At 71.7% G+C, this 12,918-nt stretch carries 13 protein-coding genes; 7 read left to right on the top strand and 6 right to left on the bottom strand.

The genetic code is table 11. The annotated features are described in order from the left end of the window. The first annotated feature begins 68 nt into the window (after nt 1-68). Nucleotides 69-899, top strand: coding sequence for a MaoC/PaaZ C-terminal domain-containing protein (locus DMB66_RS35100; RefSeq protein ID WP_125808417.1), 831 nt, complete (start codon nt 69-71; stop codon nt 897-899). Here the strand turns inward: DMB66_RS35100 and DMB66_RS35095 are convergent. After that, nucleotides 886-1,362, bottom strand: a complete 477-nt coding sequence (locus tag DMB66_RS35095) for an SRPBCC domain-containing protein (RefSeq protein WP_125808416.1) — start codon at nt 1,360-1,362, stop codon at nt 886-888. The two genes, DMB66_RS35100 and DMB66_RS35095, sit on opposite strands and share 14 nt — an antisense overlap. 141 nt (nt 1,363-1,503) lie before the next feature. Between DMB66_RS35095 and DMB66_RS35090 the strand changes: the two genes are divergently transcribed. After that, complete coding sequence (locus DMB66_RS35090; RefSeq protein ID WP_125808415.1) at nt 1,504-1,917, top strand: helix-turn-helix domain-containing protein; 414 nt, start codon at nt 1,504-1,506, stop codon at nt 1,915-1,917. Nucleotides 1,918-1,932: 15 nt separating this feature from the next. Here the strand turns inward: DMB66_RS35090 and DMB66_RS35085 are convergent, their stop codons facing one another. Then, on the bottom strand, nt 1,933-5,655 hold the full coding sequence (locus DMB66_RS35085; protein WP_125808414.1) for a hypothetical protein: 3,723 nt from the start codon (nt 5,653-5,655) through the stop codon (nt 1,933-1,935). A gap of 183 nt (nt 5,656-5,838) precedes the next feature. Between DMB66_RS35085 and DMB66_RS35080 the strand changes: the two genes are divergently transcribed. The 5 genes from DMB66_RS35080 (at nt 5,839) to DMB66_RS35060 (ending at nt 9,181) form a co-directional block, all read left to right on the top strand. Further along, nucleotides 5,839-6,321, top strand: coding sequence for a hypothetical protein (locus tag DMB66_RS35080; RefSeq protein WP_125808413.1), 483 nt, complete (start codon nt 5,839-5,841; stop codon nt 6,319-6,321). Between the two features lie 150 nt (nt 6,322-6,471). Next, nucleotides 6,472-7,059 carry a chloramphenicol phosphotransferase CPT family protein gene (locus DMB66_RS35075; protein ID WP_199752803.1) on the top strand — a complete coding sequence of 196 codons (588 nt, stop codon included), beginning with the start codon at nt 6,472-6,474 and terminating at the stop codon, nt 7,057-7,059. Nucleotides 7,060-7,448: 389 nt separating this feature from the next. Then, complete coding sequence (locus tag DMB66_RS35070) at nt 7,449-8,219, top strand: GNAT family N-acetyltransferase (RefSeq protein ID WP_125808411.1); 771 nt, start codon at nt 7,449-7,451, stop codon at nt 8,217-8,219. Between the two features lie 25 nt (nt 8,220-8,244). Next, nucleotides 8,245-8,469 (top strand): translation initiation factor IF-1, encoded by a 225-nt coding sequence (gene infA, locus DMB66_RS35065; RefSeq protein ID WP_125808410.1) that lies wholly within the window; start codon nt 8,245-8,247, stop codon nt 8,467-8,469. Between the two features lie 31 nt (nt 8,470-8,500). Further along, the gene (locus tag DMB66_RS35060; RefSeq protein ID WP_199752802.1) at nt 8,501-9,181 is read left to right on the top strand and encodes a SprT-like domain-containing protein; all 681 of its coding nucleotides are present in this window, start codon (nt 8,501-8,503) and stop codon (nt 9,179-9,181) included. A 93-nt stretch (nt 9,182-9,274) separates the two neighbouring features. Here DMB66_RS35060 and DMB66_RS35055 read toward each other — a convergent pair whose 3' ends face one another. From DMB66_RS35055 to DMB66_RS35040, 4 genes are read right to left on the bottom strand one after another with little or no spacing between them, the layout of a single operon-like run. Continuing rightward, entirely contained in the window at nt 9,275-10,456 is a 1,182-nt protein-coding gene (locus DMB66_RS35055; protein WP_125808409.1) for a lipid-transfer protein, read from the bottom strand. Continuing rightward, nucleotides 10,453-10,830, bottom strand: a complete 378-nt coding sequence (locus DMB66_RS35050) for a MaoC/PaaZ C-terminal domain-containing protein (protein WP_125808408.1) — start codon at nt 10,828-10,830, stop codon at nt 10,453-10,455. The genes DMB66_RS35055 and DMB66_RS35050 overlap by 4 nt, the downstream gene beginning before the upstream one ends. Further along, nucleotides 10,827-11,732 (bottom strand): bifunctional MaoC family dehydratase N-terminal/OB-fold nucleic acid binding domain-containing protein, encoded by a 906-nt coding sequence (locus tag DMB66_RS35045; RefSeq protein ID WP_125808407.1) that lies wholly within the window; start codon nt 11,730-11,732, stop codon nt 10,827-10,829. The genes DMB66_RS35050 and DMB66_RS35045 overlap by 4 nt, the downstream gene beginning before the upstream one ends. A 9-nt stretch (nt 11,733-11,741) precedes the next feature. Then, nucleotides 11,742-12,902, bottom strand: coding sequence for an acyl-CoA dehydrogenase family protein (locus DMB66_RS35040; RefSeq protein WP_125808406.1), 1,161 nt, complete (start codon nt 12,900-12,902; stop codon nt 11,742-11,744). Nucleotides 12,903-12,918: the final 16 nt, after the last annotated feature.

Below are 12,918 nucleotides of genomic sequence, written 5' to 3'. Positions count from 1 at the left end.
GCCGCACCCACCAGCATCGCGCCCACCGCCATCGCGCCCACCGGCGCCGCACCCACCGGGGAGGACTGATGCCGATCGACCCGGCGGTCGCCGTCGGCGCCGACCTCGGCCGGCGTGAGCTGCGCTGGGACAGCACCGACGTGCTGCTCTACCACCTGGCCGTCGGCGCCGGTCCGGACGAGCTCGGCTACGTCTACGAGGCCGCCCTGCGCGGGGTGCTGCCCACCTTCGCCACGGTCGCCACCACGCTGCGCGACACCGAGCCGCCGCGAGTGTCGATGCCCGGGATCGACATCGACCTGGCCCGGGTCGTGCACGGCCGGCAGGAGCTGGTGCTGCACCGCCCGATCCCGGCGAGCGGCCGGGAGCAGGCCGGCGCCCGGATCGCCGCCGTCTACGACAAGGGCAGCGCCGCGGTCGTGGTGACCGAGACGACCACCGCGCTGTTCACCAGCCGGATCAGCATCTTCGCCAAGGGCGAGGGCGGGTTCGGCGGCGACCGCGGGCCGTCCGGCAGGGTGCCGGTGCCGGCCCGCGATCCGGATCTTGAGGTGCTCTCCCGCACCGATCCGCGGCAGGCGCTGTGGTACAGGCTGTGCGGCGACCGCAACCCGCTGCACATCGATCCGGTCTTCGCCGCCAAGGCCGGCTTCCCGCGCCCGATCCTGCACGGCCTCTGCACGTACGGGATGGTGGCCAAGGCAGCCGTGGACGCCGCGCTCGACGGCGACCCGGCCCGGGTGGCCGCCTACAGCTGCCGCTTCTCCGGTGTCGTGTTCCCGGGCGAGACGCTGCGCACCCGGATCTGGCGCGAGGACGACCGGCTCCTCCTGGTCGCCACGGTGCCCGACCGCGACGACGCCCCGGCGCTGTCCGACGCGGTGCTCACCTTCCGCTGACCCCGCGCAGAGCCACGTCGAGGCCGTTCAGCCGCAGCACGCTCCCGCCGCGCAGATGGGCCAGTTCCACACTGCCGTCTCCCTGGTATCTCAGGAATGTCACCTGCTCGGTCCATTCCAGGCGGGTTCCGTCGGTCTCGGCGTCGAACCGGACCGTGACCAGCGAGGTCCATCGCAATTCGCCGTCGACGACGGCCTCATAGCCGTAGACGATTCGCTGGGGGCCGGCGATGTCGATGTAGCGTGACCGGTATTCCAGCAGCTCGGGCGCCGTGTCCAGCCCGGTGAAGGTGCTGCGCGCCGTCTCACCGCCGCCCACCCGGAAGTCCTGCTCGTAGGAGGCTCCGCTGCCGGGCAGCCGGAACCACCGCTTCCTGATCGCGGTGTCGGCGAACGCGGTGAAGACCTCGCCCGGCGGCACGCCGAGGTGCCGCGAGATCGTGAAGGTGTCGTGCCGGACCATGGTGTCCTCCCGCTGTCGCGGCCACGAAGCCGGTGGCCGCACGTCAGTTACGATCAGTAAGAAACGTGCGCCCGCCGGATTTAGTCCGGCTCTCCGATACGCACTTTGATGTCAGCTACTGACGCTTGGGGAACGAATGCCATGACCGGCTCCCTCGGTTCCGAACTCGCCCGGCGCGGGGTGGCCCCGGATTGCGTCCGGACGATCGAAGTCGTCCGCGACGTGCTGGCGCGGGTGGGTGACAAATGGACGCTGCTGACCATCACGGTCCTGGCGTCCGGCCCGCTGCGCTTCACCGCCGTGCACGAGCAGGTCGCCGGCATCTCCCAGCGGATGCTCAGCCAGACGCTTCGCGCCCTCACCCGCGACGGGCTGGTGACCAGGACCGCATACTCCGAGGTGCCCCCGAGGGTGGAATACGCCCTGACGCCGCTCGGCCGTTCACTGGGCGAGGCCGTGGACGGACTTGTGCACTGGGTCCGCGACCACCAGAGCGACATCGTCCGCAACCGCGACGAGTTCGACCAGGCACCGCCGCGGTCCCAGGGTGGCTGACCGAGCGCCACTGATCTATGTGGGGCCCTGTTCGTGCAGGTAGCTACGGCGTTCGTCAGCGCTGAGGGGGCGAGTGACGTGTGCGTCCGCGATGGCTCGGACGTGGTTGATCGGCCCGCAGACCGCACAGCGGGTCAGTCGGATGGTGCCGTCGCCGTGGGCCGTGATGAGGGTTTCGTCGGGACCGAACTGGGCCTGTTCGACGAAGGCGCCGTGGCCACGAAGGGAAACGAGTTCTTCTCCGGTGGCCGTGTCCCATATCCGCTCGCTGCTGTCATGTCCGGCGCTGACGATCTGCCGGCCATCGGGACGGAATGCCACGCTCCAGACCGGCCCTCGGTGCCCGCGGAGGATTCGGGGCTGTTCTTTGCCGTTCGCGTTCCAGATTCTGATGTTTCCGTCGTCGCCGCCGGTGGCTATCGTCCGGCCGTCCGGGGAATACGTGACGGTCCAGACCAGGCCCGGGTTCCCTCGCAGGACGAGGGGGTCGCCGTGGCCATCGGCGTTCCAGACCCGCACGGTGGTGTCTTGGCTTGTGCTGGCGACCTGCCTGCCGTCAGGGCTGAACGCGATGCCCCTGATAGACGCTTCGTGCCCCTTGAGCACGATGGGAGGGCCCGCACCATCGACATCCCAGATCCGCACGGCCTCATCGGCGCCGCCGCTGGCCACCCGCCGCCCGTCGGGGCTGAACGCCACGCCCCAGACAATCTTCGTGTGACCGCGGAGAACGGCGATGCGGGCGCCGCTGTCGGTGTCCCACACACGTACGGTTCGATCTCGCGAGACACTCGCCACCCGGCGGCCGTCCGCGGTCAATGCCACCGCGAGGACCTCGTCGCCATGGCCTCTCAGCACCAACGGGGCCTGCCCGATCCTGCCCCGCCATACGCGGACCGTGTGGTCGGCGCCGCCGCTGGCGATGGTGTTCCCGTCGGCGCTGACCGCCACGCTCCACGCCGCTCCGCTGTGACCATCGAGCACCTGAGGGTTGCCGGGATAGGCTGGATCCCAGAGCCGCAGCGTGCCGTCACCGCTGCCGCTGAGCAGCCGCCGGCCGTCCGGGCTGAAGGTGACGCTCCACACCGGTCCGAGGTGACCGTGGAGAAGCAGGGGGTCTTCGCCGTCGCCTGTCGCTGTGTTCCACACGCGAATGGTGTCGCTTCCGCTGTGGCCGCTGGCGATCCTTCTTCCGTCCGGGCTGAAGGCCACGGTCTCGACCGTGCCGTCGTCGGCGCGAAGGACCAGCGGCGGCTCCCTTCCGGTGAGGGGCCAGATCCTGACTGTCTGGTCAGCACTCGCGCTGGCCAGCAGGCGCCCGTCGGGGCTGTAAGCGATGCTCCAGACGGTGTTCTCGTGGCCATTCAAGACCACAGGTGGTGCGGTCTTGGCCAGATTCCAGACGATGACCGGCCCATCGCCGCCGCCGGCGGCGAGATGGTCGCCGTCCGGGCTGAAGGCCACCGTCCGAGCGGGGCCTCCGCCGAGCGGCAGGGCACGGACAGCTCGTGAGTTCCCGCTCGTCCGATCCCAGACCCGGACGGTGCCGTCGTTGCCGGCGCCGGCAACCAGCCGTCCGTCAGGGCTGAACGCGACAGCGGACACCTCTCCGCCATGACCACGCAGCACGAGTGGGGGCAGGTCGGCGGTCAGGTCCCACACGGTCACGAGACCATCGACCCCGCAGGCCGCGAGATAGCGGCCGTCCGCGCTGAACACCGGGATCCTGACGTAGCCCGTATGATCACGCAGCACGCGAGGTTGCCCGGCGAACTGGTCCGAGCCACCCATCGTCCAGACCCGCACCGTGCCGTCAGCGCCGCTACTGGCCACCCGTCGGCCATCCGGGCTGTAGGCCACGCCGAAGACCTGCTGCTGTCCCGAGACCAGCCTCGCTCGCATGCGGGAGTCGACCGCGGCCTGGCGGAGCACAGCGGCGGCCTCAGCGGTCGGTTTGGTGTCATAGGCCGCCCTGGCCAGCAGCACGGCCAGTTCCTGATCGACCTGCAGCTGATCACGCGCGTTGGCCACCAACTGGTGCGACAGGGCACGCTCACGCTCGTCGTTGGCTCGATTCGCCTCCCGGAACGCGAGCGCCGCGATCAGGCTCATCGCTGTCACCCCGATGGCCAGGCTGATCAGGGCCAGCCGCGTGCGTCGCTGACGCGACCGCGTCTCTCGGGCTTGCCGTTCCCGGCTGGCCTCCAGGAACTCCCGTTCCGCGCCGGTCAGGTCGATGACCTTCGCGTCCGCCGCCTCCACCGTGGCCGACAGCCGCAGCCCCCGGTACAGCGCGCCGTCGTCGCGGCCCAGCGATCCCCAGGCCGCAGCGGCCTCGGTGAGCTGGCGGTGCAGTCGCAGCCCGGCGCGGCTCTCCTCGACCCAGCCACGCAGCCGCGGCCAGGCCTGAATCAGCGCCTCGTGCGCGATCTCCACGGTGTCGCGGTCGGTGCTGAGCAGCCGGGCGGCCGTGAACGCCTCGACAACGGCCGGGGCCAGCTCCATCGTGTCCAGTTCGGCGCGGCTCAGCCGCCGGCGGGTGATCAACCCGTCCTGCCCGACGTCGACCATCCGCAGCAGCACGCGCCGGGCGACGTCCTGTTCCTGCTCGGACATCCGCTCATAGGTCTGCTCCGCGGTGTGGGCCACCGCGCCGGCCACACCGCCGGCCGCCTGATAGCCGGCCAGCGTGACCATCGCACCCTGGCGGCGTTGCCACGCCTCGCGCAGCGCGTGCGCGGCCAGCGGCAATGCGCCGGGCGAGTCACTCACCTCCGCGACGATCGTGGCCACCAGCGCACCCTCGACCCGGGCGCCGCGCAGCTCGGCCGGCCTGGTCACCGCCTGGCGCAGCTCCGCCGGGCTCATCCCGCCGATCAGGACCTGCGCGTCCACCAGCGCGGCCAGCAACTCCGGATGCTCGGTGAACCGGGCGTAGTGATCGGCGCGCACGGCCAGCACCACCCGGGCCCGGCCGTCCGGCTCCCGGCACATCGCCAGCAACGCGGCCACGAACTCCGCCCGCTCACCCGGATCCGCGCAGGACGCGAACAACTCCTCGAACTGGTCCACCATCACCAGCAGATCGCCATCCGCGTGCAGTCCCTGCCGGACCATCAGATGCGCCCGCGGCGGGTCCTCGCGCAACTCGTCCAGCAGCCCACCGGCCGGCACCCCGGCATGCCGCGCGAGGTGCACCGCCAGCTCCGCCATCGGGTGCGCGCCCGGCGTCAACACGATCACCGGCCCGGGTACGGCTGGGACCAGCCCCGCCCGGACCACCGACGACTTCCCGGCACCCGAGGGGCCGAACACGGCCAGGAACCGCTTCTGCCTGAGGCGGCGTGCCAACTCCTCCACCAGCGCGGCACGGCCGAAGAACACCTCCGCGTCTTCGGGCTGGAACGTCGCCAGTCCCGGGTACGGCGCCCGCTCGTGCCCGTTCGCCGGATCCGGTTCCTCGGCCGGTGTCACACTCAGCCGTTCCGCTTCCCGCCAGCGCCGCTCCCACTCCCCAGGATCACCGTCGCAGGCGGCGACGTACGCCAGGGTCACCTCCAGCGTCGGCAGCCGCCGGCCCGACGCCGCCGCGGACAGTGTCGCCACCGAGTAGTTCACCCGCGCGGCCATCTGCCGGTAACCCGGCTTACCCGCCTTCTCCCGCAACTGCCGCAGCTCAGCCGCCAGTCGCACGGCCGGGCCCGGCAGCCCGTCCAACGGTCGCTCCGGCCTCGGCATCCCCGACCTCCCCCGCACCAGCCACGACATCCATCGTCCATTGTCACTGCGTTGTCCAGAGTTGTTTGTCTGGCGACCCCGGGCAGGGGCCAGACAACGCTCGCGCCGCTAGACAGAGACCTCGTAGGCCATACGGGCACTACTCGGGGACGGAGAACAATGAAGAAGTCGAGGATCATCAGCATGACCCTGGCGACGCTGGCAGCCACGCTGCTCGCGGCGCAGCCGGCTGCGGCGGCACCGGACCACGGCACGGCGCTGACCCGGACGGCGGCGGCCAGCACGCTGAAGGCCGGTTTCAAGGCCGCGGCATGCCCGGCACGGGGTCAGCAAGTCAAGACGTCCAGTTCGGCCACCGTCTACCTGGTCGGCCCGAACTGGGACCTCTACGCGATTCCGGGCAACGTCTACTTCAACCTGTGGGACAGCTGGCAGCCGATCAGCACCAACGACAACCTGTTCGTCGACTGCTACTGGGGCTACTACCTGCTCACCAACGCCCACCTGGCGAAGACGAGCACGGACGACACCGTCTGGATCTATGACGCGTCGTACGGCGCCTACCGGGCGATCACCTACGCCGCCTTCATCCAGTACAAATTCTCCTGGTCGAAGATCCGGGTCCAGTCCGTCAGTCCCACCGTGTCGGCCCAATGGAACAACTGACGCACCGCGTTCTCTGACCGATCGAGAACGCCGGTCAACAACGGTTCAGCAGCACATGAAGCGGCCCACCTGCCTTCGGGCGGGTGGGCTGCGCCCTGGTCCGACCGTCCTGCGTTTCTGGCGATGAGTTGGCGGAGTCATCCTGGGTGCGTGGAACCCACCCCTACGCCGCGCGGGACAGGCCGGATCATCCTGCTCAACGGCGCTTCCAGTTCGGGCAAATCAACGCTGGCCAAGAGCCTGCGGACGGCGCTGGAGGAGCCGTTTCTGCACGTCTCCTCCGACCAGTTCGTGGCCACCGGCATGCTCCCGCCGCGGCGGGACGACGGTGGGCCGTTCGATTGGTGGCATCAGGTGCGTCCCCGGTTCTTCGCCGGCTTCCACCGGTGCCTGCCCGCCTTCGCGGTGACCGGCAACGACCTGATCGTCGAGCACGTCATCGAGTTTCGCAGCTGGCGAGCCGAGCTGGCCGTCCTGCTGGCCGGCCTGGACGTGTTTCTGGTCGGCGTGCACTGCGCACCCGACGAACTGGACCGTCGCGAACGCATCCGGGGTGACCGCCGCATCGGCGAGGGACGCGCCCACGTCGAGCTCAACGGCATCCACACCTTCGGCCCGTACGACTTCGAGATCGACACCACCGCCGGGGTCGACGCCCGGGCGACCGCCTCGGTCCTGTCGGCCTGGCGGCGCCGGGCAGCGTCGCCTGGCGCCCTCGCGCACCTCCGCGCGTCATGACCCGCCCAGGTCATGCCGGAAGCCCGTAGGCCACGGCCTGGGCCCCGTCGCCGATCTTCGCGAACAGGTGGTTGACGTGGCTCCACCTCCGTCGCTCGCCTCTTTAGATGATCGATTCCAAGGGACGCGGAACAACAAGCCACAGTGAGGGCTGGTAACCCCGGCGGGGATCTTGCGGCGGGTGGTCGCTTGCGTTTCGCCGGTCTGGAAATGGTTGGACGGTGCGAAGCACCGGCTGGTAGCTTCCGTCGAGCCGTGACACCGACCGAGGAGGTGAGACCCGTGAACGCTGTATCGATGTGGGTGCTCCCCTCGCCGTCACGGGCCGGCCACTGACGTAGGTGTCGCCGGGAGCGCCCTGACCAGGCGATTCCGAAAGGCACCAAGCTATGAATCCTGTGGAATTCAGCCACACCGTGCTGATTTCGCGCGTCGCGTCCGGGCGATGGCACGCGCTGGAGGACGACCTCGTGGTCGGCCGCGGCGAGTCGTCGCGCCGGCCCGACGGGCGGATGTTCGTCAGCATCGACGCCTGGCACGGCGCGGCCTTCGACCGGCTGGCCGAGGCCATGCTGGCGGCCCTGCCGAGGCAGCTGCACACGGTGGTCGACGAGGCCGACCTCGGCCTGACCGCCCGGTGGCGGCGAGCCGGCTTCACGACCCGGCGCCGGGAGTGGGAGTACGCCATACCCACCGATCCCCGCGCCACGGGCCTCGACTCGGCCCCGCCACCGCCGGACGTGACGATAACGGCCTTCGGCCGCGCGGAGGAGGCCCCGCTACGCGCCCTGGACCGCACGATCCGCGATCAGGTGGATGCCGGCCCCGGATGGCAGGACATGCCGGCCGAGATCCTGGCCCCTCCCGTGCTCGACCCGGCGAAATACGCCGTGGCGGCGCAGTCCGGCCAGTACGTGGGTCTGCTGCGGGTAGCGACCGTGACCCGGCTGCCCCGGATAGGACTGATCGCCGTCCGGGCCGACCGCCAGCGCCGCGGCATCGCCCGGGCGCTGCTGGCCCACACGCTGGGCACGCTGCACCGCATCGGCAGGGAGACGGCCTCCGCCGAGGTGACCGAATCCAACGTGGCCGCCACCGCGCTGTTCGAGGGCATCGGTGCCCGGCGCACCGGCAGCAACCTCGAACTTGTCCTCCGCTGACCCCGCACGACAGGAGTAGCCGACCATGGCGAGAACATCAAACGGCATCGAACTCGAGGGCACCGTCCTGGAATGTCTGCGCAACGCCACTTTCACGGTGGAGCTGCAGAACGGCCACAAGGTGCTGGCCCACATCAGTGGAAAGATCCGCAAGAACTACATCAAGATCCTCCCGTACGACCGGGTGCTGGTGGAGCTGAGCCCCTACGACCTCACCCGAGGCCGCATCCTGTTCCGCTACCGCGGCTAACCTTGCCCGAAAACGACGAGGAGCATCGGGGTTGAACCAGACGGAGGCGCGGGAGCTCGCGACCGGGCTGATGGACCAGCACGGGCTGGCCGGCTGGCGGTTGGTGTTCGACAACGCCAAGACGCGGGCCGGGGTGTGCCGCTCGGACCGTAAGGAGATCGGCCTGTCGCGGCACCTGATGGGCCTGTACTCCCCGGAGCAGGTCACCGAGACGGTGCTGCACGAGATCGCGCACGCCCTCGCCGGTGCGGGGCACGGCCATGACCGGGTGTGGCGGACGGTCGCGCGGCGGATCGGCTGTTCGGGGCGGCGGTGCATGCCGGCCGACGCGCCGAAGGTGGACGGGGCGTGGGAGGGGATCTGCGCGGCGGGTCACCGGACGACGGCTCATCGCCGGCCGGTCCGGGTGCGGTCGTGCTCCGGCTGCTCCCCGGCCTTCGACCCGGCCGCGCTCTACACCTGGACCTTCGAGGGGCGCCCGGCCCCGATGCATCCTCGCTACGAGGCCGAGCTCGCCCGCATCCGCGCGCCCAGAGCCGAGTCGCCGCCGGTCCGGCTGGGGGTGGGCGACCAGGTGCGGCTGACCGGCGAGGGACGGTATTTCGGGCTGTCCGGCACGATCGTCAAGCGCGGGCGCACCCGCTACCACGTGCGGACGAAGGCCGGCGTGCTCAGCGCCGCGTTCACGACGGTGCAGCCGTTGACGCGCTGATCAGCTCGTCGGGCTGATCAGCTCGTCAGGCTGATCAGCTCGTCAGGCTGATCAGCTCGTCAGGCTGATCAGCTCGTCAGGCTGATCAGCTCGTCAGGGCGCGGCCAGGATCAGGCCGCTGGTCGGCACGCCGGTGCCCGCCGTGACCAGCACCGGGCCGTCCCCCGGGACCTGGTTGACGGCCGTGCCGCGGACCTGGCGGACCGCCTCGGCGATGCCGTTCATGCCATGGATGTACGCCTCGCCGAGCTGCCCGCCGTGCGGGTTCACCGGCAGCCCGCCACCCAGCTCGATCCCGCCGTCGGCGACCAGGTGCCGGGCCTCACCACGGCCGCAGAACCCCAGCTCCTCCAGCTGCATGAGCACGTACGGGGTGAAGTGGTCGTAGAGCACGGCCGTGCGCACGTCGGACGGCGAGTAGCCGGACTGGCGCCACAGCTGACGCGCCACCACACCCATCTCCGGCAGCGCCGCCACCTCGTCGCGGTAGTAGCTGGTCATCACGTACTGGTCGGTGCCGCTGCCCTGCGCCGCCGCGCACACCACCGCGGGCGGCCGGGCCAGGTCGCGCGCACGCCGCTCCGACGTCACCACCAGCGCGACCGCTCCGTCGCTCTCCTGGCAGCAGTCGAGCAGCCGCAGCGGCTCGGCGATCCACCGGGAGGCGTGGTGCTCCGCCAGGGTGATCGGGCGGCCGTAGAACCAGGCCCGGGGGTTGCTGGCGGCGTGCCGGCGGGCGGCGACCGCGACCCGGCCGAAGTCGTCGGTGCTCGCCCCGAAGTCGTGCAGATAGCGCTGGGCCACCATGGCCACCATCGCGGCCGGCGTGGCCAGGCCCATCGGGTAGTGCCAGCCCGCGTCGATCCCCGCGGACGTCGGCGCGGCGGCCAGCTCGGCCGAGGCCTGCCCGAACCGGCGGCCGGACCGCTCGTTGAGCGCCCGGTAGCAGACCACGACCTCGGCGAGCCCGGCCGAGACGGCCAGCACCGCCTGCTGCACGACCGCGCACGCCGCGCCCCCGCCGTACGCGATCCGGCTCAGGAAGCTGAGCTCGCCGACGCCCAGCTCGCGGGCGACCGCGACCTCGGCGTTGGTGTCCATCGCGAAGGTGACCATGCCCTGGACGTCGGACGGCCGCAGTCCGGCGTCGTCGAGCGCCGCGCGGGTCGCCTCGACGGCGAGCCGCAGCTCGCTGCGCCCGGAATCCTTGGAGAACTCGGTGGCCCCGATCCCGACGATGGCCGCTGAGCCGACCCGCGGCGGAAACCCGTTCACGGCGTCACCCGTACGGTCGCGGTGACGTGCTCGCCCACCGCGGTCCGCCCGGCCACGGCGACCACGCACCGGTCGCCGTCCATCCCGGTCACCCGCCCGGTGAAGGTCAGCGTGTCGTAGGCGTGGCAGGGCCCGCCGAGCCGGATCGCGATCCCGTGCACCACCGCCCGCTCGCCGGCCCAGTCGGTGACGTAGCGCTGCACGAGGCCGGTGGTGGTGAGGATGTTGAGGAAGATGTCCTTGCCGCCGCGGCGCACGGCCGCGTCCCGGTCGTGGTGCACGTCCTGGAAGTCCCGGGTGGCCAGGGCCGTGCTGATGACCAGCGTCGGGGTCACCTCCAGGCGCCACTCGGGCAGTGCTGTCCCGGCCCTCATCCGGCCGCCTCCGTCTCGTCCGGGCGCCAGGTCGGCAGGGTCAGCTCGTCGTCGACGCGGACGAAGTCGACCCGGACGGCGGCCCCGATCCGGACCTCCTCGGGCGCCACCCCGCGCAGCTCACCCACCATGCGTACCCCCTCGGCCAGTTCCACCAGCACGACCACCACGGGCGACTCCCGGCCGGGCAGCGGCGGGTGGCGGTGCACCACGTGGCTGTGGATGCGGCCGGTGCCGGACGCGACCGCGTACCCGGGCTTGGTGGCCCCGCAGCGCGGGCAGGCCGGGCCCGGCGGGTGGCGCAGCGCGCCGCAGTCCTCGCAGCGCTGGATCCGCAGCTCGCCCGCGGCCGTGCCGGCCCAGAAGAACGCGGTGTCCGGGCTGATCATCGGCCGGAGCGCGGCGGCCGGGGCCACCGGCCGGGCGGCCGGGCGATACTTCAGCACCCGGAAGCGCATGGTCGCCACCGCCTCGGTGCCGACGTACCAGGTGCTCTCCGTGGTGACGAACCAGCCCTCGCCCAGGGCGGTGCGCTTGGGCCCGGTCACCTCGGTCAGCCGGCCGCGCACCGTCACCTCCTCGCCCTCGCGCAGGTAGCGGTGGTAGGTCTGCTCGCTGTCGGTCGCCACCACGGAGGTGTAGCCGGCCTCGTCGAGCACCGTCGACATGGCCCGCAGCGGGTCGTCCGGCTCCTCGGCGGCGGGCCGCAGCCCGCGCATGGTCCAGACCTGGATCATCGCCGGCGGCGCCACGGCGTCGCGCTCGTACGCCTGGTTGGTGTCGCCCATCGCCTCCAGCCAGCTGCGGATCATCGGGCGGTTCACCGGATCCCGGCCCGGCCGCGCGGGCGCCTCGCCCGCCGCCGCGAGCCGGCGCGCGGCCGCCCTGATCGCCTCCTCCATGGCGGCCACCTACCTCGGCACCCGGGGCAGGCCGAGGCCCGCGGTCGCGATCAGTTCCCGCTGGATCTCGTTGACCCCGCCGCCGAAGGTGAGCACCAGGTTGCGTTTGGCCTGCAGGTCCAGCCAGGACAGCAGGTCGGCGGTCGGGCCGTCGGAGGGGTCGCCGTACCGGTCGACGATCTCCTCCAGCTCCTGGCCGAGGCGCAGCAGCCGCTCCGAGGAGAAGACCTTGGTGGCCGAGGCGTCCGCGACCGTCGGCTCCGAGCCGGTGACCTGCCAGTTGAGCAGCTCGTTGACGCGCAGGGCGGCGTAGGTGCGGGCGAGCGAGCGGCGCACGTCGGGCCGGTCCAGCACGGCGCTGCCGTCGGGCCCCCGGTGGGCCGCCGCCCAGCCCCGCACCCGGTCGTAGAGCGCGCCCAGCCGGCCCGCCGGGCCGAGCATCACCCGCTCGTGGTTGAGCTGGGTGGTCAGCAGCCGCCAGCCGCCGTTCTCGGCGCCGACCCGCATCGACACCGGCACCCGCACGTCGCTGAGGTAGGTCGCGTTGACGTGGTGCGCGCCGTCGCAGGTGATGATGGGCGTCCACGAATAGCCGGGGTCGCGGGTGTCCACGATCAGGATGGAGATGCCGTGGTGCCGGGCCGCGCCCGGATCGGTGCGGCAGGCGAGCCAGAGGTAGTCCGCGTCGTGTGCGCCCGTGGTGAAGGTCTTCTGGCCGTTGACCAGGTACTCCTCGCCCTGCCGGACCGCCCGGGTGCGCAGCGCGGCGAGGTCCGTGCCGGCCTCGGGCTCGGTGTAGCCGATCGCGAAGTGGAGCTCGCCGGCGAGGATCCGCGGCAGGAAGAACTCCCGCTGTTCGGTCGTGCCGTGGGCCAGCAGCGTCGGCGCGACGGTCTGCAGGGTGACCGCGGGCAGCGGAACGTCGGCGCGGGCCGCCTCGTTGACGAAGATCTGCTGTTCCACCGGGCCGAGCCCGCCGCCGCCGTACCGGGCCGGGAAGCCCAGGCCCAGCCAGCCGTCGCGGCCGAGCCGGGCGACAAGGTCACGGTGGGCGGGCCCGTGCCGCTCGCGCAGCAGGACGGCGCGCTGCGCCGGCGTCAGCAAACCACCCAGGTACGCGCGCAGCCGCTCGCGCAGCGCGTGCTGCTCCTCGGTCAGGTCGATGAACAACGCGCCTCCTCTCCGC

Source organism: Actinoplanes sp. ATCC 53533 (assembly GCF_003947245.1).
The sequence above is the reverse complement of the archived record's forward strand: the minus strand, read 5'-3'. Positions and strand labels throughout refer to the sequence as shown.